24 protein-coding genes are annotated in these 20632 nt (G+C 62.1%); 12 read left to right on the top strand and 12 right to left on the bottom strand.

Annotated features, from left to right (window positions below; genetic code table 11):
- The coding region (locus tag QZL63_RS07595; protein WP_290586421.1) for a M16 family metallopeptidase at positions 1–796 on the top strand (796 nt) is incomplete at its 5' end.
- Positions 797–1056: 260 nt separating this feature from the next.
- On the opposite strand, the gene ahcY is transcribed toward QZL63_RS07595, so the two are convergent.
- The 7 genes from ahcY to rsfS are packed head-to-tail and all read right to left on the bottom strand — an operon-like array spanning position 1057 to position 8017.
- The gene (gene ahcY / locus QZL63_RS07600; protein ID WP_022308725.1) at positions 1057–2466 is read right to left on the bottom strand and encodes an adenosylhomocysteinase; all 1410 of its coding nucleotides are present in this window, start codon (positions 2464–2466) and stop codon (positions 1057–1059) included.
- Between the two features lie 5 nt (positions 2467–2471).
- Positions 2472–2873: a riboflavin kinase gene (locus QZL63_RS07605; RefSeq protein WP_022308726.1), complete on the bottom strand. Its 402-nt coding sequence runs from the start codon at positions 2871–2873 to the stop codon at positions 2472–2474.
- Complete coding sequence (locus QZL63_RS07610; RefSeq protein WP_022308727.1) at positions 2873–3979, bottom strand: AI-2E family transporter; 1107 nt, start codon at positions 3977–3979, stop codon at positions 2873–2875. The genes QZL63_RS07605 and QZL63_RS07610 overlap by 1 nt, the downstream gene beginning before the upstream one ends.
- A 13-nt stretch (positions 3980–3992) precedes the next feature.
- Positions 3993–4676, bottom strand: a complete 684-nt coding sequence (locus QZL63_RS07615; protein WP_022308728.1) for a phosphatidylserine decarboxylase family protein — start codon at positions 4674–4676, stop codon at positions 3993–3995.
- Between the two features lie 18 nt (positions 4677–4694).
- Positions 4695–5537: a phosphatidate cytidylyltransferase gene (locus QZL63_RS07620; RefSeq protein ID WP_022308729.1), complete on the bottom strand. Its 843-nt coding sequence runs from the start codon at positions 5535–5537 to the stop codon at positions 4695–4697.
- Between the two features lie 32 nt (positions 5538–5569).
- Complete coding sequence (ftsH, locus tag QZL63_RS07625; RefSeq protein WP_022308730.1) at positions 5570–7660, bottom strand: ATP-dependent zinc metalloprotease FtsH; 2091 nt, start codon at positions 7658–7660, stop codon at positions 5570–5572.
- 6 nt (positions 7661–7666) lie between these two features.
- On the bottom strand, positions 7667–8017 hold the full coding sequence (rsfS, locus tag QZL63_RS07630; RefSeq protein WP_022308731.1) for a ribosome silencing factor: 351 nt from the start codon (positions 8015–8017) through the stop codon (positions 7667–7669).
- A gap of 325 nt (positions 8018–8342) precedes the next feature.
- Between rsfS and QZL63_RS07635 the strand changes: the two genes are divergently transcribed.
- From QZL63_RS07635 to QZL63_RS07655, 5 genes are all read left to right on the top strand, one after another.
- On the top strand, positions 8343–8678 hold the full coding sequence (locus tag QZL63_RS07635) for an ArsR/SmtB family transcription factor (RefSeq protein WP_022308732.1): 336 nt from the start codon (positions 8343–8345) through the stop codon (positions 8676–8678).
- 70 nt (positions 8679–8748) lie between these two features.
- Positions 8749–8982: a thioredoxin family protein gene (locus tag QZL63_RS07640; protein WP_022308733.1), complete on the top strand. Its 234-nt coding sequence runs from the start codon at positions 8749–8751 to the stop codon at positions 8980–8982.
- Complete coding sequence (locus QZL63_RS07645; protein ID WP_022308734.1) at positions 8979–9413, top strand: nitrophenyl compound nitroreductase subunit ArsF family protein; 435 nt, start codon at positions 8979–8981, stop codon at positions 9411–9413. Before QZL63_RS07640 ends, QZL63_RS07645 begins: the two co-directional genes overlap by 4 nt.
- A 2-nt stretch (positions 9414–9415) precedes the next feature.
- A complete protein-coding gene (locus QZL63_RS07650; protein ID WP_022308735.1) occupies positions 9416–10120 on the top strand; it encodes an aromatic aminobenezylarsenical efflux permease ArsG family transporter in 705 nt (234 codons plus the stop codon).
- 28 nt (positions 10121–10148) lie between these two features.
- Positions 10149–11117, top strand: coding sequence for a permease (locus tag QZL63_RS07655; protein WP_022308736.1), 969 nt, complete (start codon positions 10149–10151; stop codon positions 11115–11117).
- Positions 11118–11174: 57 nt separating this feature from the next.
- Here QZL63_RS07655 and QZL63_RS07660 read toward each other — a convergent pair whose 3' ends face one another.
- Positions 11175–12074: a hydrogen peroxide-inducible genes activator gene (locus QZL63_RS07660; protein WP_022308737.1), complete on the bottom strand. Its 900-nt coding sequence runs from the start codon at positions 12072–12074 to the stop codon at positions 11175–11177.
- Between the two features lie 198 nt (positions 12075–12272).
- On the opposite strand from QZL63_RS07660, the gene trpS reads away from it, so the two are divergent.
- The 6 genes from trpS to QZL63_RS07690 all read left to right on the top strand — a co-directional run bounded on the left by trpS (position 12273) and on the right by QZL63_RS07690 (position 17535).
- A complete protein-coding gene (gene trpS, locus QZL63_RS07665) occupies positions 12273–13400 on the top strand; it encodes a tryptophan--tRNA ligase (RefSeq protein ID WP_022308738.1) in 1128 nt (375 codons plus the stop codon).
- A 118-nt stretch (positions 13401–13518) separates the two neighbouring features.
- Entirely contained in the window at positions 13519–15300 is a 1782-nt protein-coding gene (locus QZL63_RS07670; protein ID WP_022308739.1) for a chloride channel protein, read from the top strand.
- A gap of 1 nt (position 15301) precedes the next feature.
- Positions 15302–15637, top strand: coding sequence for a PAS domain-containing protein (locus QZL63_RS07675; RefSeq protein WP_022308740.1), 336 nt, complete (start codon positions 15302–15304; stop codon positions 15635–15637).
- A gap of 15 nt (positions 15638–15652) precedes the next feature.
- The gene (locus tag QZL63_RS07680; RefSeq protein WP_022308741.1) at positions 15653–16678 is read left to right on the top strand and encodes a threonine aldolase family protein; all 1026 of its coding nucleotides are present in this window, start codon (positions 15653–15655) and stop codon (positions 16676–16678) included.
- Between the two features lie 220 nt (positions 16679–16898).
- Positions 16899–17345: a hypothetical protein gene (locus QZL63_RS07685; protein ID WP_022308742.1), complete on the top strand. Its 447-nt coding sequence runs from the start codon at positions 16899–16901 to the stop codon at positions 17343–17345.
- Positions 17335–17535, top strand: a complete 201-nt coding sequence (locus tag QZL63_RS07690; protein ID WP_022308743.1) for a helix-turn-helix transcriptional regulator — start codon at positions 17335–17337, stop codon at positions 17533–17535. The genes QZL63_RS07685 and QZL63_RS07690 overlap by 11 nt, the downstream gene beginning before the upstream one ends.
- 133 nt (positions 17536–17668) lie before the next feature.
- On the opposite strand, the gene QZL63_RS07695 is transcribed toward QZL63_RS07690, so the two are convergent.
- Genes QZL63_RS07695 through QZL63_RS07710 form a run of 4 tightly spaced genes read right to left on the bottom strand, consistent with a single transcriptional unit; the run spans position 17669 to position 20628 of the window.
- Entirely contained in the window at positions 17669–18634 is a 966-nt protein-coding gene (locus QZL63_RS07695; protein WP_022308744.1) for a KpsF/GutQ family sugar-phosphate isomerase, read from the bottom strand.
- Positions 18631–19383, bottom strand: a complete 753-nt coding sequence (gene kdsA / locus QZL63_RS07700; RefSeq protein WP_022308745.1) for a 3-deoxy-8-phosphooctulonate synthase — start codon at positions 19381–19383, stop codon at positions 18631–18633. The genes QZL63_RS07695 and kdsA overlap by 4 nt, the downstream gene beginning before the upstream one ends.
- 7 nt (positions 19384–19390) lie before the next feature.
- Positions 19391–20155 (bottom strand): 3-deoxy-manno-octulosonate cytidylyltransferase, encoded by a 765-nt coding sequence (gene kdsB / locus QZL63_RS07705; protein ID WP_022308746.1) that lies wholly within the window; start codon positions 20153–20155, stop codon positions 19391–19393.
- Positions 20156–20172: 17 nt separating this feature from the next.
- The gene (locus tag QZL63_RS07710) at positions 20173–20628 is read right to left on the bottom strand and encodes a GNAT family N-acetyltransferase (protein WP_290586426.1); all 456 of its coding nucleotides are present in this window, start codon (positions 20626–20628) and stop codon (positions 20173–20175) included.
- Positions 20629–20632: the final 4 nt, after the last annotated feature.

Consider the following 20632-nt stretch of genomic DNA (forward strand, 5'->3'; position numbering starts at 1 on the left):
GCTGATCGCCGCAGGCCGTGACCTGATGAACAAACAGCACGAGGTGCTCTACTACGGCCCGATGAGCGAAGAGCAGGTCAAGGGCAGCATTGCCGAGAGCCACAAGGCAGCCGAGGTGCTTGCGCCGCTCGAGAAGAGCTACCCGAAAAGACTGCTCACCGACAAGAGCAGCGTTGTGCTGGCCCAATACGACGCCAACCAGCTCTACTACCTGCAGTTCTCGAACCGCGGCGAGCTGTTCGACGTGAAGAACGATCCCGCCATCACGCTCTACAACGAGTATTTCGGCGGCAGCATGAACTCGATCTGCTTCCAGGAGATGCGCGAGGCCCGCGGTCTGGCATACACGGCCCAGGCATGGATCGGAGAGCCCTCGTTCGCCGATGACAACTACAGTTACATCGCCTTCATTGCCACACAGAACGACAAGATGCAGACCGCCATCGAGGCATTCGACGAGATCATCAACCAGATGCCCGAATCGGAAGCTGCCTTCCAGATCGCCAAGGAGGCCATCCTCACCCGCCTGCGCACCCAGCGCACCACGGGCGCCCATGTGCTGAACTCCTACCTCTCGCTGCGCCGGCTCGGACTCACGGAGGACCGCGACCGCCAGATCTTCGAAAAGGTGCAGGCAATGACGCTCGACGACGTGAAGGCCACACAGCAGCAGTGGGTCAAGGGCCGTCCCTACACCTACGGCATTTTAGGCGACATCAAGAACCTCGACCTGAACTACCTCAAGACGCTCGGTCCGATCCGCACCGTCTCGCAGGAGGAGATCTTCGGATACTGATCCCCGGCATCCGATGCAAAAGGCCCCGGGAGCTCGGCTTCCGGGGCCTTTTCGCTTTCCGCAAAGAGAAAGTCGAGCGGAAAGAGAAAGTCGAGCGGGGCGTTTCACGAGAGAGGAGGGTTTACGGGAAAGCCGCTTTCCGAAATGTTTTCCGAAAGGGAGTTCTCTATCCCGCAAAAAACGGCGCGGATCCCTTACAGGACCCGCGCCGCAATATGGATTCACCTGCCCGGACTGCAGCTGTCGGACAGGACCGCCGGTCAATAGCGGTAGTGCTCAGCCTTGTAGGGGCCCTCTTCGGGCACACCGATGTAGTCAGCCTGCTTACGGGTCAGGTGCGTCAGTTCGACGCCCAGGTTGTCCAGGTGCAGCCGGGCCACCTCCTCGTCGAGGTGCTTCGGCAGGCGGTAGACGCCCACCTCCAGATTCTTCTGCCAAAGCTCCATCTGCGCCAGGCACTGGTTCGTGAAGGAGTTCGACATGACAAACGACGGGTGTCCCGTGGCACAGCCGAGGTTCACCAGACGGCCTTCAGCCAGCACGAAAATCGAGTGGCCGTCGGGGAAGGTGTATTTGTCCACCTGCGGCTTGATGTTGGTCTTCACGGCATCCGAAGCCTCGAGACGCGCCATCTGGATCTCGTTGTCGAAGTGGCCGATGTTGCAGACGATCGCCTGGTCGCGCATCCGCTCCATGTGCTCGAGGGTGATGATGTCGCAGTTGCCCGTGCAGGTGACGTAGATGTTGCCTTCGGCGAGGGCGCTCTCGACGGTCTTCACCTCGAAGCCCTCCATGGCGGCCTGCAGCGCGCAGATCGGGTCGATCTCCGTAACGATCACCCGGGCGCCGTACGAACGCATCGAACGGGCGCAACCCTTGCCTACGTCGCCGTAGCCGCAGACGACAACCACCTTGCCGGCGATCATCACGTCCGTAGCACGCTTGATGCCGTCGGCCAGCGACTCGCGGCAGCCATAGAGGTTGTCGAACTTCGACTTCGTGCACGAGTCGTTCACGTTGATGGCCGGGACGAGCAGCTCGCCGGCAGCCTGCATCTGGTAGAGCCGGTGCACGCCCGTCGTGGTCTCCTCGCTCACACCGCGCCACTCGGCTACCGTGCGGTGCCACTTGTCGGGATCCTCGCCGAGCAGCTCGCGCAGCGTGCCGAGAATTACCTCCTCCTCGTAGGACGAGGGTACGACATCGAGCGTCGCGGCATCGTTCTCGGCCTTGTAACCCTTGTGGATGAGCAGCGTGGCATCGCCGCCGTCGTCCACGATCAGCTGCGGCCCTTTGCCCCCGGGGAACGAGAGGGCCATGGCCGTACACCACCAGTACTCGGGCAGCGTCTCGCCCTTCCAGGCAAAAACCGGAACACCCGCAGCGGCAATGGCCGCAGCGGCATGGTCCTGCGTCGAGAAGATGTTGCACGAGCACCAGCGCACGTCGGCGCCCAGCTCGACGAGCGTCTCGATCAGCACGGCCGTCTGGATCGTCATGTGCAGCGATCCCATCACCCGCACGCCCTTGAGCGGTTTCTGCGGGCCGTATTTGCGGCGCACGGCCATCAGGCCCGGCATTTCGTGTTCGGAGATCTCAATCTCCTTGCGCCCCCACTCGGCCAGCGACATGTCGGCCACCTTGTAGGGAAGTGTCAAATCCAAATACATATGCGTTATCCGTTAATCGATTTCAATATCTCTTCGCGGTCCTGTTCGATCCGGGAGCGGAGCTCCTCGACCGAGGCGAATTTCCGTTCGCCGCGGATCCGCTGCAGCAACTCAACCCGCAGGCGGCATCCGTAGAGTTCGCCCGTGAATCCGAAAATGTGGGTCTCCAACCGCCGTTCGGTCCCCCCGACCGACGGGTTGCGCCCCAGATTCGACATCGCGTCATACCGACGGCCCGCCACCTCAACACGCGAACGGTAGACTCCGTCGTCAAGCGACAGATCATCGGGCACCGACAGATTGGCCGTCGGGAAGCCCAGCTCGCGTCCCAGCCGCCGCCCGTGTTCCACGCACCCCTCGATCACGGCGAGCGGTGCGTTCCCGCATTCCATCCGCAACTCCGCCATCAGATCTTTTCAGTCAGTTTGCGGACCAGCCGGAACTGGGAGAAGAACTCCTTGGCAAAGACCCGGATGACCGTATACGAAGGGATGGCCAGCAGCATGCCGAGAATACCGGCCAGCGATCCGGCGATGAGAATCACGAGGAAAACCTCGAGCGGATGGGCCTTCACCCGCTCGGAATAGAGCGTCGGCTGCAGGACGAAGTCATCCAGGCCCTTGAGGATCAGCAGCGAGCCGACGATAACCGTCACCGTATGGCCGACGGAAAGGTCTCCGATCGGCGTCACGATACCGACGAACACCGAGATGATTCCGCCGATGAGCGGTCCGGCATAGGGTACGACATTCATCACACCCATCACCAGCCCGATGAATGCGGCATCGGCCGCCTTCATCCCGAAGGCCATCATCGTGAGCGAGATGATGACCATCAGCAGCAGGCTCTCCGAGAGGATGCCCGTAAAATAGCGGGCGAGCAGTACCGTCACGGAGTCGAGCGCCCGGGTGATGTTGTCGTGGTAACGTTCCGGGAAGACCGACGTGACCATCGTGTAGAAGAGCCCGTCGTCCTTGAGGAAGAAGAAGGTGATGAACGAGATCGAGAAGATCGCGATGACCGACGAAAGCACCACGCCGACGATCGACGAGAAGAGCGCATTGAGCGAATCGAGGTCGATCACCTGCCGCAGCGTCTGCGTCAGGGCCTCGGAGAGCGAGAAGGTGCTCGACGGCTGGGCGAAAAGCGACTGCAGGTACTCCTGGGCCCGCGACAAGGGCTCCTCGATCGATGCTACGACCGTGGCGAAATCGACATGTGCGAACTGGTTCAGCTTGTTGAAGACCAGCGGCACGAAGAGCGAGCAGAGCGTGGTGAAGACGATCCAGATGACCACGAGCGTACAAAGGGCCGCCAGCCAGCGCGGAATGCGCCAGCCTCGGATCTCCATCCCGGTGAGGCGGCTGACCAGCGGCCGTCCCATGACGGCCAGTACGGCCGAGACGAGGATATAGACGACGATCGACGAGAAGTACCAGATCAGGTACAGCGCAACGACCGCGACGGCCGCACCGGCGAGGAATCGGAAAAAGGTCTGGGGTGTCGTCGTCATGTCCGGTCGGGTATCAGTCGTCGGTGCGCTCCCTGCGCAGCCGTGCAATCGGCGTCAGCGAACCCACGACGGGATCGCCGATCTCCACGAGCAGCTCACTGTCCTTCGGCACCAGCACATCGACGCGCGAGCCGAACTTGATGAAGCCGCAGACGCTGTTCTGCTCGACGGCATGCCCTACTTTCATGTAGGAGATGATGCGCCGCGCAATCAGTCCGGCGATCTGGCGGAAGAGGATCTGCTGTCCCGAGGGCATCCGCACAACGGTGGTCGTACGCTCGTTCTCGGTCGAGGACTTCGGGTGCCAGGCCACCAGGAAACGGCCCGGATGGTACTTGAAGTACTCCACCACACCGCCTACGGGCACCCAGTTCATGTGGATGTTCGTGATCGACATGAAGATCGAGATCTGCAGCATCTCGCGACCGAGGTACTCGGTCTCCTGCACGTTCTCCGTCACAACGACACGCCCGTCGCACGGGGCGAAGACCAGATCGGCATCGTGGATCCGCACCCGGCGGGGTTCGCGGAAAAACGCCACGATGAAGAACCAGAAGAGCAGCAGGAACACCGTTCCGCTCCACAGCAGCACCACACTCGCATCGCTCTCGAGCAACCGGTAAAACACCCACCAGATAAGCAGGCAAACGACGCCCGAGACGCCGATGATCTTGTAGCCTTCCTTGTTTATTCTCATAACTCCGTCAGTTTGCAGTTACATAACAAATAACATATAGACCAGCACGAAGGGTGCGGCGACCAGCATGGCGTCGAAACGGTCGAGCACTCCCCCGTGTCCGGGGATCAGGCGACCCGAATCCTTGACGCCCGCGGACCGCTTGAACATCGACTCCGTAAGGTCGCCCAGCACGCCCGTCACGGCGGCGACAAGCGCCAGGCCCATCCAGGCCGCATAGCTTTCGTCGAGCACCCGGGCGCCGACAAGCCCCATGACCACGGCACCGGCCAGGCCGCCGAAGAATCCCTCCCACGACTTCTTGGGCGAGAGCCGCTCGCAGAGGCGGTGCCGCCCGAAGGCCATGCCCACCAGATAGGCGAAGACGTCGTTAGCCCAGATGATGAAGATGAACAGAAGCATGATCGCCGGCGACCACGGCTCCTCACCCTGCATCGGGATGTAACACATCAGCGAAACGGGCAGCGCCACATAGGCCACGCCCGTCAGCGTCGCCCCGATATTCCCCATGGGGTCGGTTCCCTCCCGGAAGAGCTCCCGGATGAAGACCAGGAATAACAGCAGCAACCCGAAACCGAGCATCGGAATCAGGTTGGCGGAGAAGAGATCGAAAACGGACTCGGAGACCACGGCAAAATTCGCAGCGAAGAGGATGACGCCGGCCAGCATGCCGATCAGCCGCTGCGGCTGCGCGCCCCGGGCGGCGGCCAGTGTGTAGAATTCATGCATTCCACAAAGCAGGATCACCAGCAGCAGAGCTCCGAAGCTCCACTGCGACCAGCAGACGGCACCCAGCATGATCGCCGCGAGGACGATCCCGCTCAGGGTCCGCACCGCAAGGTTCTTCATCTTTTCACTCATTCGGTTTCAGGTGTGTTTTGTCGTTCGGTTGGTCACTTCTTCGCTTCGGAAGCCGCCCCGTCAGCCGGGCTCTCCTGAGCTTCGTCTTTCACGGCCCCGGCCTCCGCCACGGCCGTTGCGGCAGTGGCTGCGGCTGCAGGCTCCCCACCCTCGGCGGCCTTCTTCCCGGCCTCGCGGCGCTCGCGCTCGATATCCTTCTTGCGCTTACCGAAGATGCGTTCCACGTCCTCGGTGAAAACCACTTCGCGCTCGAGAAGCAGCTCGGCCAGCTGTTTCAGGCCGTCGGCATGCTCCGTCAGAACCCGTTCGGCCATGGCGTATGCCTCACCGATGACCCGCTTGGTCTCGGCATCGATCTGCTGGGCCGTCAGTTCGGAGTAGGGTTTGGTGAAGGCCATGTCGCTTTGGCCCGTCGAATCGTAATAGGAGAGCGTGCCGACATTGTCGCTCATGCCGTAGTAGGCCACCATGGCATAGGCCTGCTTGGTAACCCGCTCCAGGTCGTTCAGTGCACCGGTCGAAACCTCGCCGAAGGTCAGCCGCTCGGAAACCCGTCCGCCGAGCGTGGCGGCCAGTTCGTCCATCATCTGCTCGCGCGTGGTGATCTGCCGCTCCTCGGGCAAGTACCAGGCGGCACCGAGCGCCTTGCCGCGCGGGATGATCGTCACCTTGATCAGCGGGCTGGCATTCTCGAGGATCCAGCTTACGGTGGCGTGTCCGGCCTCGTGGTAGGCTATTACGCGCTTCTCCTCGTCGGTGATGATCTTGTTCTTGCGCTCCAGGCCGCCTACAATGCGGTCGATGGCGGCCAGGAAGTCCTCCTTCGAGATGAATTTCTTGTTGTGCCGGGCGGCGATCAGGGCCGCCTCGTTGCAGACGTTGGCGATATCGGCTCCGGAGAAACCGGGGGTCTGACGTGCCAGGAACGAACGGTCGAGCGCCGGATCGAGTTTCAACGGACGCAGATGGACGTTGAAGATCTCCTCGCGCTCCTTCACGTCGGGAAGGCCCACCTCGATCTGACGGTCGAAACGTCCGGCGCGCATGAGCGCCTTGTCCAGGATGTCGGCACGGTTGGTCGCCGCAAGGACGATGACACCCGTATTGGTCTGGAAACCGTCCATCTCCGTAAGGAGCTGGTTCAGCGTATTTTCGCGCTCGTCGTTGCCCGAAAAGCCGGCATTCTTGCCGCGGGCCCGGCCAATGGCGTCGATCTCGTCGATGAAGACGATGCAGGGGGCCTTCTGCTTGGCCTGTTCGAAAAGGTCGCGCACGCGAGAGGCTCCCACGCCGACGAACATCTCGACGAAATCGGAGCCCGAGATCGAGAGGAACGGCACGTTCGCCTCACCGGCCACGGCCTTGGCCAGCAGCGTCTTGCCGGTTCCCGGAGGGCCCACGAGCAGCGCCCCCTTCGGGATCTTGGCACCCAGCTCCTTGTATTTGTCGGCCTTCTTGAGGAAATCGACGATCTCCATGATCTCGACCTTGGCCTCCTCGAGTCCGGCCACGTCCTTGAACGTCACGCGCTTCGAATTGTCCTTGTCGAAAACCTGCGCCTTGGCCTTGCCCACATTCATGATGCCGCCTCCGCCGCCGGCCCCGCCTCCGCGGGCCATCGAACGCATGATGAAGAACCACGCTCCGATGATGATCACCCACGGCAGCAGGTTGATCAGCACCGAGGTCCAGTCGTTCTTCTCGTTCTTGTAGACCACCGGGACACTTCGTCCCGAAGCCGTCTCGGCGGCCTGAAGGTCCTCGCGGAAGGAGTCCACCGACCCGATCGTGAAGACAAACTGCACGCCCGACTCGGGCAGGCGCGCAAACTGCTTGTTCTGCGCATCGTTACGGTAACGCTCGATCGCCTCTTTCGTCAGGTAGACCTGAGCCTGGTCGCGGTTCACGATCTGGATGCGCTCCACATCGCCCTGCTCGACCATCCGCTCGACCGACGACCAGTCGCTCGGAAGCGGCGCATCGCTGCCGTTGCCGATGATCGCCCAGCCGATGATGAATACCGCAGCCAGACCGTAGAGCCAGAAAAACGAGGGCCGCGGCATGTTCATGTTCATCCGGGGATTGTTCCGGTTGTTATTCTTGTTTTTATCCTGCTGTGCCATAAATCGTTACTCTTCGTATTCGTACTTCACCATCGGGGCGTCGGCCCACAGTTCCTCGAGTTTGTAGAAACTGCGCAGGTCGGTCTGGAAGATATGCACCACGACATCCACGTAGTCCATGGCAATCCACAAGGCATTCTGCTGCCCCTCGATGCGCCAGACCTTCTCGCCCAGCGTCTCGAGCACCTTCTCCTCGATGCCGTCGGCGATAGCCGCCACCTGCGTCGTGGAATCGGCATTGCAGACCACGAAGTGCGAACAGATTGCGCCGTCGAATCCCGAGAGGTCCAACGATACAATATTCTTACCTTTTTTATCTTCAATCGCGCTGACGATCGTTTCGATCAGTTTGTCCATATTCATTGCGTTGCGTGTATATAACCTTGCAAAGGTAGGAAAAGAGATCGAGATTTGAAAATAACGGCCCAAAAATCGGCACCACATGCAGTCGAAAGAGGTCAGCCCGGCCGAAACGGAAGTGGGCCGGCAAAAGGAGTCCCCACCCGGCATACAGTCGAAAGCGCTGTAACGCAGAGGCATAAATTCCCCGTACCCTTTTCGGCATTCCGCACGGCGCCCCCTGCAACGGAAGATGCCGGCTCTGCACCGGACAAAAAAACGCCGGAAAAATTTGCAGGTGCGACCAAATGTTCGTATATTTGCGAACAACACCGGAAAACAAGTGACAACGAAAGGCTATACGGAACACGAGGAACAGATCGCCCGCTTTGCCAAAGCGATGGGCCATCCTGCCCGGATGGCCATCCTGCACTTTCTTGCCTCGCAGCAGAGTTGCTTTTTCGGGGAGATCCACGAAGTACTGCCCATAGCCAAGGCCACCGTCTCGCAACACCTTAAGGAGTTGAAGGAGGCCGGACTGATCCAGGGCGAGATCGAGGCCCCGAAGGTACGTTACTGCATCAACCGCAGCAACTGGCTTCTGGCCCGCGACCTGTTCGCCGAATTTTTCCGCGAAGGACACACCGACGGCCGCCCCCACGATTCGTGTTGCGGATAGCTCTTTTTTTGCCTCAAATGTTCGTAATTCGACGAACTACATACATTAATAACAATAAAAACAAACGCAAATGGAGATCAAGGTATTGGGAACGGGATGCGCCGGATGCAGGGCGCTGTATGAAACGGTATGCAAGGTGGTTGCCGAAACAGGACTCGACGCTACGGTCGTCAAGGAGGAGGAGATCACGAAGATCCTGGAATACGGTGTATACTCACTGCCGGCGCTGGTCGTGGAGGGCAAGGTGGCAGCTGCGGGAGGCCGGCTCTCGGCCGCCGAGGTCAAAAAACTGTTGGTACGATGATCCGCCGCATCCTTCCGATCCTCCTGCTGCTCACGGCCTGCAGCGGGAACGGCAGCCGGAGCGGCGACACGAATGCCGCCCCGGAGACAAGGCATACCGACACACGGGAGACGGTGCAAACCTCCGCCACCGACCGAGTGCAGGTGCTCTACTTCCACGGCCGGAAACGCTGCGCCACCTGCAACGCCATCGAGCGGCTGACCCGGGAGACCGTCGAACGGCTCGGCGAGAAGAAGGTCGGAATACGGATTCTGGAGATCGGGCAGAACGAAGAGCTGGCCGAACAATACGGAGTGATGTGGTCCTCGCTGCTCCTCGTGCGCAACGACACGGTGAAAAACCTGACCCGTACGGCATTCGAGTTGGCCAAAAGCCGGCCCGAAACATTCAAGGCGCGCCTCACGGAGGCCATAGAGCACTTCGCCGAATAGAGATGGAGCCCCTGCAACACCTGCTCGACGGCAGCACGACGCCGCTGTGGAGCGCCCTGCTGCTGGGACTGATGACGGCCGTCAGCCCCTGTCCGCTGGCTACGAACATCGCCGCCGTCGGATACATCGGCCACAATGCGGAGAACCGCCACCGCGTTTTTCTCGCCGGGCTGTGCTACACGCTCGGCCGGATACTCGCCTGCACCGCACTCGGCATCGCTCTGATTCCCCTGCTGCGCCGGGGCGCCAGCCTCTTTGCCGTCGAGCGGCTGCTGGCCCGGTACGGCGAGGTGCTGTTGCCCGCCACCCTGCTGCTCTTCGGAGTGCTGCTGCTCTTCGGCGATCGCCTGTCGCTGCCGCTTCGCGGCGGCAGCGGCAGAAAGGTGCTCCGCTGCAACGGCTGCGGAGGAGCGCTGCTTCTGGGCATTCTCTTCTCGCTGACCTTCTGTCCCACCAGCGCCCTGCTCTATTTCGGAATGCTGCTCCCGATGGCGGCAGCCGAACCGGCCGGGTGGATGCTGCCCGCACTCTATGCTGCGGCTGCGGGACTGCCCGTCGCGGCCGCAGCCTGGATTCTGGCATACGGGGCCTCAAGAATCGGGACCTTCTACAACCGCATGCAGAGTCTGCAGCGGGGACTTACCCGCCTGGTCGGAGGAGGCATGATCCTCGCCGGAATCTACTACACCGCAACCGGAATTCTCTGAATGGTTTGACCTCAAAATACCGACACACATGATTGACCGCCTTGCCGCATGGCTCGTCTACGACCTCTTCGGACTCGATCCGGCGAGCCGTCTCGGAACCTCGGTGCATTTCTTTTTCTACGACACCGTAAAGATCATCCTGCTGCTCATCATCATCGGGACAGCCATGGGGATCGTCAATGCCTACTTCCCGATCGAACGCCTGCGGCGCTTTCTCTCGCACCGGCGTCTCTTCGGCCTGCAGTACCTGCTCGCCGCACTGTTCGGAGCCGTCACCCCCTTCTGCTCCTGTTCGTCGATCCCCCTCTTCATCGGATTCGTCAAGGGAGGTATCCCGCTCGGCGTCACCTTCGCCTTCCTGATCACCTCCCCGCTGGTGAACGAGGTCGCCGTAGCGCTCCTGCTCGGATCGTTCGGGGTGCGTACCACACTCATCTACGTGGCCAGCGGCCTGCTGCTCGGTACGGTCGGGGGATTCGTGCTGGGCCGGCTCCGGCTCGAACGCCACCTCTCGCCCTGGGTCAAGGCCCTGCAGGCAAGTTCGGACAGGCAGGCCGAGGCCTGGGAACGGCAGCACACACCCTTTATCCGGCGGCTGCCCGCCATCCTGCACGAGGCTCTGGGCATCCTGCGCGGTGTCATAATATATGTCCTCGTCGGCATCGGCGTCGGCGCCGCGATGCACGGATACGTGCCCGAAGGCTTCTTCTCCCGCTACCTCTCCCCGTCAAACCCGCTGGCCGTGCCGCTGGCCGTACTCTGCGCCGTACCGATGTATGCCAATGCCGCGGGGATCGTACCCGTGATCCAGGTCTTCGTCGCCAAAGGGGTGCCGCTCGGCACGGCCCTGGCCTTCATGATGGCCGTCGTGGGGCTCTCGCTTCCCGAAGCCACGATGCTCAAGAAGGCGATGACGTGGCGGCTTACCGCCATCTTTTTCGGAACGGTCACCCTGTTCATCATCCTCTCGGGCTACCTGTTCAACCTGATACTGTAACGGCAGGATTCGGTCTCCCGAGTCCTGCCGTCCATGTGGCTGAGGCCGGTCTCCGCCTCAAGACTCCGACGTGCCGACGTTGGCCAGAATCGTCTCGATGAGCGCCCGGATGATCGAGTTCTTGACATAGGTCCGACGCACGGCCACGGCGATCTTGCGCGACGTGGCCCCCTTGGCCAGCGTCTTCAGCCGGTCGAGGTGGTCGGCGGGGATGTATTCGACGGCCATCTCGGGGATGATCGTCAGGCACGACGTGCAATCGACGATGCGCATCAGCGTGTCGAGCGACCCCGACTCGAAGGTGTAGTGGGCCGGCATCGACCGCCGGGCCTGGCACAGTTCGATGATCTGGTCGCGCATGCAGTTGCCGGGGCTGAGGATCACCAGATCCTTCAGGTCGATCTCTTCGATGCGTATGTTCTGCCGCTCATAAAGCGGATTTTCGGGCGAAACGTAGGCATAGAACCGGTCGCTGAAAAGCTCCTGCTCGAGAATCCCCTCGCCGCACGTGCCGCTGGCCACCAGCGCCGCATCGATGCGGTCGCGCTTGAGCGCCTCGACGATCTCCGAGGTGATCATCTCCGAGATCTCGAGTTCGACCTTCGGATAGTCGCGCACGAAGGCCGGGATGAACTTGTGCAGCAGGTAGGGGGCAATGGTCGGGATGACACCCAGACGCAGCTTTCCGGCCGTCTCGCCCTTCAGCTCGGCGACCGCTTCGCGGATGCCGTTGTAGGCCCGCAGCGTCTCGCGTGCCTGCTCCATGACCACCTCGCCCGCCTCGGTGGGGATGACCGGCTTCTTCGAGCGGTCGAGCAGCACCACGCCCAGCTCCTCCTCGAGCGCCTTGACCTGCATGCTCAACGAGGGCTGCGTCACGAAACAATGCTCGGCGGCAAGCGAGAAACTGCCGCAGTTGGCCACAGCCAGCAGGTATTCGAGTTGGATGATTGTCATAAGCGATCTTCTATTTGCCGAGGCGAATATATCAAAAAAAACTATATCCGGCAACTTTTTTAGGTCGCGCGCGCGGTTTTTCGTAAGTTTGCGTCCAATGAATCCGCCCTGAAGCGGAATGCACGCCCGAAGCGGGGGCCGCAAGGCGGTCCCGACCGTTGCAGGGTGTACCACGAAACAAACACCGAAACCGAAACAATGGGAAAAATCATCCTCACGGGCGACCGTCCTACGGGCCGCCTCCACCTGGGGCACTATGTGGGTTCGCTCCGCCGCCGTGTCGAATTGCAGAACTCCGGGCAGTTCGAGAAGATATTCATCATGATCGCCGACGCACAGGCGCTCACCGACAACGCCGACAACCCCGAGAAGGTGCGGCAGAACATCATCGAGGTGGCGCTCGACTACCTATCGGCAGGCCTCGACCCCCGGAAATCGACGCTCTTCATCCAGTCGCAGGTCCCCGAACTGTGCGAGCTGGCCTTCTACTACATGAATCTCGTGACGGTGCAGCGCCTCCAGCGCAACCCGACCGTCAAGGCCGAGATCACGCTCCGCGGATTTGCCGAGGGGGCCGTCGAGGGCGACACCGCACAGCGGCCCGGCATCCCCGTCGGCTTCTTCACCTACCCCATCAGCCAGGCCTCGGACATCACGGCCTTCAAGGCCACGACGGTCCCGGCGGGCGAGGACCAGGAGCCGATGATCGAGCAGACGCGCGAGATCGTGCACAAGTTCAACTCGGTCTACGGGCCGACCCTCGTCGAACCGGAGATCCTGCTGCCCGACAACGCCGCCTGCATGCGTCTGCCGGGAACCGACGGCAAGGCCAAGATGTCCAAGTCGCTGGGCAACTGCATCTACCTGTCGGATACGGCCGACGAGGTCAAGAAGAAGGTCATGGGCATGTACACCGACCCGGACCACCTGCGGGTGGAGGATCCGGGCAAGGTCGAGGGCAACACGGTCTTCACCTACCTCGACGCCTTCTGCCGTGAGGAGCACTTCGCCAAGTACCTGCCCGACTACGCCTCGCTCGACGAGCTGAAGGCCCACTACCGCCGCGGCGGCCTGGGCGACGTGAAGGTCAAACGGCTGCTGATCGCCGTGCTCAACGAGACACTCGACCCGATCCGCGCCCGCCGCAAGGAGTTCGAAGGCCGCATCGGCGAGGTCTACGACATCCTACGCGCCGGATCGGAGAGGGCCCGTGCCGCAGCGGCCGAGACCCTTGCCGAGGTGCGCCGCGCCATGCGCATCGACTACTTCGAGGACAAGGAACTCATCGAGGAGCAGGCCCGCCACTACGCCCGGCAGGCGGAATAGACTCCCCGGGAGCCGGGCCTCACCCGAGACCGGACATAAATCCGGACCGCTGCCGCAGCGGGGCGATCGCCCCGCATGGCGGCTGCCGAAGCCCGCAAACCATAAACCATTGACCGACATGCGTTTCCGCGCCGACCGTATCTACCCGCTGTTCCTCCGCCTGACGCGGAGGCTCTCCAACCGCCAGATGATGATGCTTCTGGCGGTGGTTGTCGGCGTGCTTGCCGGAATTGGCACCTATCTGTTCGAGATTCTGCTCTATGCCATCAAGAACGGACTGACGAACTGGTTTCCGGTGGACAGCGCCCACTTCCTCTTCCTGATCTACCCCGCCGTGGGCATCATCCTGGCCACGCTGTTCGTCAAATACATAGTGCGCGACAATATCTCCGAAGGGGTGACCCGTGTGCTCTACGCCATGTCGAGCCGCAACTCGCGCATCGCCGCGCACAACTGCTGGACCTCGGTCGTCGGCGGCGCCACGACCATCGGATTCGGCGGATCGGTCGGTCCCGAGGCCCCGATCGTGCTGACCGGAGCCGCCATCGGCTCGAACATCGGCCGCCTGGCCCGCCTCAACTACAAGAACTCCACGCTGCTGCTCTGCTGCGGCGCCGGCGCCGCACTGGCCGCCATCTTCAAGGCCCCGATCACGGGCGTGGTCTTCGTGCTGGAGATCCTGATGCTCGACATCACCGCCGGATCGGTCATCCCGCTGCTCATCTCCTCGGTCACCGCCACGACGATGGCCTTCATGCTCCGCGGCTTCGACCCCATCCTGGCCGTCACGCTCGCCCCGCAGGACGCCTTCGAACTGTGGCAGATCCCGCTGTTCATCCTGCTCGGCATGCTCTGCGGGCTGATGGCCTGGTACTTCACCTCGATGAACTCGCGCGTGGGCAACTTCTTCAAGGGAATCGACCGGCAGTGGAAAAAGTGGCTCTGGGGCGGCGTCATCCTCGGCGTGCTGATCTTCATCTTCCCGCCCCTCTACGGCGAGGGATACGAGGGATTCACCGCACTGATGCACGGAAAAACCGAGACGCTGTTCGACAACTCGCTCTTCTACCGCTTCCGCGGAATCGACTGGGTGGTCATCCTCTTCATCATCGCCACGATGTTCTTCAAGGTCATCGCCATGGCCTCGACCAACGCCGCGGGAGGCGTGGGCGGAACATTCGCCCCGTCGCTGTTCGTCGGCGCCTTCACCGGCGCGACCCTCGCGCTGGTATGCAACATGCTCTTCCACTGGGAGGTGTCGGTCGTCTCGTTCACGCTGGTGGGCATGGCCGGCGTGATGGCCGGCGTGATGAACGCCCCCCTGACATCGATCTTCCTCATCGCCGAACTCTCGAACGGCTACGGGCTCTTCATCCCGCTGATGATCACCGCCTGCATCTCGTTCGCCGTGAACTACTGGCTCGATCCCGACTCGATCTACACCAAACAGCTCCGGCAGAAGGGCGAGCTGCTCACGCACGACAAGGATCAGTCGGTATTCGTCTTCCTGAAGCTCGACGAGCTGATGGAGACCGACTTCCTGCGCATCAAGGAGAACATCACGCTCGGCGACATCGTTCACATCATCTCGACGGCGCGCCGCAACATCTTCCCCGTGATCGACAACTTCGGACGGCTGCTGGGCGTCGTGCAGCTCGACGACCTGCGCGAGGACATGTTCAAGCCCGAAAAGTACGGCCGGCCGATCTCGGACTACATGATCCAGCCGCCCGACAAGATCCTCGAACACGAGTCGATCATGAGCGTCATGGAGAAGTTCGAGGACAAACACACGTGGATGCTGCCCGTCGTGGACAAGAAGAACCGCTATCTGGGCTTCATCTCCAAGTCGCGCATCCTGAACGCCTACCGCGAACAACTCGTAAAAATCCAGCAATAACATGGAAACCGGAACCTGTCCGTGGGCCGACGAACTCGACTGTGCCGTCACGGTGTGCGACACGCAAGGGGTGGTCGTCTACCAGAACGCACGCTCGCGTGCGGTGAACGGCGACGTGCGGGGCCGCTCGATGCTCCCCTGCCACAGCGAACGCTCGCGCGCGATCATCGCACGGCTGCTCGAAACCGGAGGAAAGAATGTCTACACGATCGAGAAGCGGGGTGTCCGCAAGCTGATCTACCAGACCGTCTGGCGCGACGAATCGGGCGCGGTCCGCGGCCTGGTGGAGTTCTCGATGGAGATTCCCGAGACCATGCCCCACTACATCCGAAACTGAAAAACGGCAGGACAGATGCTACATTTCGACTGCGACTACATGGAAGGGGCGCATCCCGAAGTGATGCGCCGCCTCGCCGAAACCAATCTCGAGCAGAGTGCGGGGTACGGCTGCGACCTCCATACGGAACACGCCCGGGAGCTCATCCGCCAGGCCTGCGGAACCCCGCAGGCCGAGGTGCACTTTCTGGTCGGCGGCACCCAGACCAACGCCACGGTCATCGACGGATTGCTGCGGCGTCACGAAGGGGTGCTGGCGGCCGATTCGGGGCACATCAACGTCCACGAGGCCGGGGCGATCGAAGCCTCGGGGCACAAGGTCCTCGTGTTGCCCGGCGACGAGGGCAAGGTGCGGGCCCGCGACGTCGAACAATACATCGACTCCTTCTACCGCGACGAAACCTGGCCCCACATGGTGGCCCCGGGAATGCTCTACATATCGCATCCCACGGAGTTCGGCACGCTGTACAGACTCGAGGAGCTGGAGGCGCTCCACCGTGTCTGCCGGAGCCGCTCCATCGCCCTCTACCTCGACGGCGCACGGCTCGGATACGGGCTGGCCGCCGACGGCAATACGGTCACGCTCCGCGACATCGCCCGCCTGTGCGACGTCTTCTACATCGGAGGCACGAAGGTCGGCACGCTCTTCGGCGAGGCGGTGGTCATCACCCGTCCGGAACTCATGCCGCACTTCTTCACCCTCGTCAAGCAGCACGGAGCCCTGCTGGCCAAGGGACGGCTGCTGGGCGTTCAGTTCGAAACCCTCTTTACGGACAACCTCTACCTGCGGATCGCGCGCCAGGCCATCACGACGGCCCGGAAACTGAAAGAGGCGTTCCGGGCCAGGGGCTACCGCCTCTGGATCGATTCGCCGACCAACCAGCAGTTCTTCGTACTTCCGAACCAAGAAATCGACCGGCTGAGCCAATATGCATCCTTCGAGGTGTGGGGGCCGCGCGGCGAGGAGGAGTCCATCGTGCGCTTCGTCACCAGCTGGGCCACCGACGAACGGCAGATCGACGAACTGATCGCCCGGCTCTGAAGATTCCCGTGCGTCAGCACGCGCAACCAAACGCCCCGGCTCTCCCATACGGCATTCCGGCAGCGGACAAGTTCCGCCGCCGGAATCTGTTTTATGGCACAGACCACATTTTTTTGTCACGTATATTTGTTATTTTGTAAAGTTTATTTTACATTTGCAGCAGCAGGCGGGAGAAGTGCGCACCTCCGGCAGCCTGCCGCAACGACAAAAAACAACGACCATGAACAGAATCATCCTGCTGCCCTACCCGTTCAAGCGAATCGGATGGGCCCTCTTCATCCCGACCGCCCTCTTCGGCATTTTGATGGCCATCGACGGGTTCAACGGATTCCCCTCTTTCCTGCTGCCCGGCGATGCGGGATCGAGTTCGACGCTGGATGCCGTCAGCAACAACATCGTGCTGATCGGCGTGCTCGCCGGCTCGCTGCTCATAACCTGTTCGCGCGAGCGGATCGAGGACGAACTCATCGGCCGCATCCGCCTCAACGCCCTGCTTGTGGCCCTCTACATCAACATCCTCTGGGCGGTCATCGCGTCCCTGGCGCTCTACAACCTCGACTATCTCTACGTGATGGTCATCAACCTGGTGAGCCTGCCGGTTCTTTTTCTCATTATCGAACGGGTGCTGCTGTGGCGCCTGAGAAAGGAGGCCTCGCATGAAGAATAGGATCCGGGTCGAACGCGCCGAGGTGCGCATGACCCAGCAGCAGCTGGCCGATGCCGTGGGCGTAAGCCGCCAGACGATCAACGCCATCGAGGCAGGGAAGTTCATCCCCTCGACGGTGCTGGCGCTGAAGATCGCCCGCCGGTTCGGCAAACCCGTCGAGGAGATCTTCCAACTCGAGGAGGGGGAGTGACCGCGTCCCCGACAAACGAAAGAGGAGGCCCCAGGCAGTCGCCTGAGGCTTCCTCTTTCGATTCGTCCCGACCGGTCGCAGGGATTCGCCCTTGCGGACGGAACGGCAGGAGATGCCCGCACCAGGGGGGGGGTCAGAGCTTGATGTCGTAGATCTGGATCACGCCGATGAGCTTGCCCGCCGCATCGGTCACCAACAGCGAAGTCACCTTGTTGCGGGTCATGAGCCGCTCGGCCTCGATGAGTTTCTCGTCGGCCCCGATGGTCTTGGGATGGGGCGTCGCGATGTCGATGGCCCGAATGTTGAAGAAGTCGGCCTTGAGGCGCTCCATCGCCCGGCGCACGTCGCCGTCTGTGACAATGCCCTCGATGCGGTCGCCGTCACAGATCACAATCAGCCCCAGCCCGCCCTTCGAGATCGTATGGATCATCTCGACGGCCGAGCAGTCGGGGGCCACCACCGGAAGGTCGTGGTCGCGCATGACGTTGCCCACGGTCATCAGCAGGCGCCGTCCGAGGCTGCCGCCCGGGTGCAGGCGGGCGAAATCGACGCTCGTGAAGCCGCGCTGCTGCATGAGCGACACGGCCAGCGCATCGCCCATGGCGATCTGCGCCGTCGTCGAGGAGGTCGGTGCCAGATGCAGGATGCAGGCCTCCTCGCGCACGCCCACGTCGAGGTGGACATCGGAGTTCTTGGCCAGGGCCGAGTCGGGATGGCCCGTCATCGAGATCAGGCGGTTGCCGTTCGAATGGATGAAGGGGACGATCTTCAGGATCTCGTCCGTCTCTCCCGAATAGGAGAGTGCCAGCACGATGTCCTCCTTCGAGATCATGCCCAGGTCGCCGTGGAAGGCCTCGCCGGGATGCAGGAAGAAACTCGGCGTACCGGTCGATGCGAGCGTGGCGGCGATCTTGCGGCCCACGAGGCCCGATTTGCCCATGCCCGTCACGATACACTTGCCGCGGCTTGCAAGAATCAGTTCCACGGCCGCAGCGAAGGAGTCACCGAGGGTCTCCTCCATGTGTTTGAGCGCCAGCATCTCGGTATGGACGGCCCGGCGGGCCACCTCGAGAATCTGCGCCTTGGTACTGTCTGTCATTGTATGAGGGTTTTGATGAGGTTCTCCAGATCGTCCAGCCGCAGCATGTTCGGACCGTCGCTCAGCGCCCGATCGGGATCGGGGTGTACTTCGAAGAAGAAGCCGTTGGCACCGAAAGCCTTGGCGGCCAGAGCCATGGCAGGGACGAATTCGCGGTTTCCGCCCGTCTTGCCGCCGGCCGCACCGGGGCGCTGCACCGAGTGCGTGCAGTCCATGACCACAGTGGGTGCGATGCGCAGCATGTCGGGAATGTTGCGGAAATCGACCACGAGGTTGTTGTATCCGAACGAGTTGCCGCGCTCGGTGAGCCAGATCTCCGAGGCTCCGGCCTCACGGGCCTTCTCGTAGGGATACTGCATGTCGGCACCCGAGAGGAACTGCGCCTTCTTGATGTTCACCGTGCGTCCGGTCTTCGCCGCGGCGACCACCAGGTCGGTCTGACGGCAGAGGAAGGCCGGAATCTGAATCACATCGACAACCTGGCCGACGGGTTCGGCCTGCCACGCCTCGTGGATGTCCGTAAGGAGTCGGAGCCCCCACTTCGACCGCACGTCGGAGAGCATCTGCAGCCCCTTCTCCAGTCCGGGACCGCGGAACGAAGAGATCGAGGTGCGGTTGGCCTTGTCGAACGAGGCCTTGAAAATGATCTCCGTGCCCAGGCGGCGGTTGATGGCCGCAAGGCGTTCGGCCACCACGTCGAGCAGCTCGGCCGATTCGATGACACAGGGTCCTGCGATAAGTTTCACCATATGCGCGTTATCTGTTGAATTCGGGATGTTGTGCCAGGAACTCCCCGGCCCGCACGAGGTCCTCGGGCGTATCGATGCCCACGGTCTCCGCTGTCGAGAGTCCCACACCGATCTTATAGCCGTTCTCGAGCCAGCGCAGCTGTTCGAGCGACTCGGCCAGCTCGAGCGGCGACTGCGGCAGGGAGGTCACCGCGCGCAGCACTTCGGAGCGGAAGGCGTAGATGCCGATGTGTTTGTAAAAGGTATGCCGCCCGAGCCACTCCTCGCGGGGAACGCCCCGCAGATAGGGGATCACCGAACGCGAGAAGTAGAGCGCCCGCGAGCGTGCGTCGAGCACCACCTTCGGCGAGTTGGGATTCTCGAGCGCCTCAAGGCCGTCGTCCGGCGTGAAGGGTTTGACCAATGTGGCGATGTCGGTTTTCGGATCGTCGAAACAGCGCCGGAGCGCCTCGAGTTGCTCGCGGCGGATGAAGGGCTCGTCGCCCTGCACGTTCACCACGACGTCGTACTCGCGACCCTGCTTGCAATAGGCCTCCCAGCAACGGTCCGTTCCGCTCCGGTGGTCGGGCGAGGTCATCTCGACCCGACCGCCGAAGGCACGCACGGCCTCATAGATCCGCTCGTCGTCCGTGGCGACCACGGCATCGTCCAGCACCCCAGCCACCTGTTCGTAGACCCTCTGGATGACGGGCTTGCCGCCCAGCAGGGCCAGCGGTTTGCCGGGAAAGCGCGTCGAAGCGTAACGCGCCGGAATGATGGCTATGAATTTCATCGTACTCTCTATTTATTTTAACGCACACCGGACCCCGGATCCGGACCGTCCAGCCGCTTACTCATCTTATAATTCTCCAACAACAACCGACGGGCTCGCCGCCGCTGCCGCTCGTCCACCACGAAGCCCTGCCGTTCGAAGAAGCCCCGGGCTGTGCGGCTGACCTCCGCGGCGATCCGGTCGGCTCCCGCCTCGCGGGCCAACCGCTCGACGGCCCCATACAATGCCGAAGCCACTCCGCACCGCTGCCACCCCTTCCCGACGAACAACGAGTGCATATAGCCCGTTTCATCGATCGAGGCAAAACCCGCCACTCCACCGTCCGGACTCTCGGCAACAAAATAGTGCTGGCGGGAAAACAACTCCGTCCAATGTGCTGGATCGTCACCGCACGAGGCCCAGTCGGCCACCTCTGCCGCCGTATAGTCCCGCCGGCAAACAACCAGCACCGTCTCGCGGAAGAGCCGTTGCATGGCC

It is taken from the genome of Alistipes sp. CAG:268 (assembly GCA_000434235.1).
Lineage (GTDB): Bacteria > Bacteroidota > Bacteroidia > Bacteroidales > Rikenellaceae > Alistipes > Alistipes avistercoris.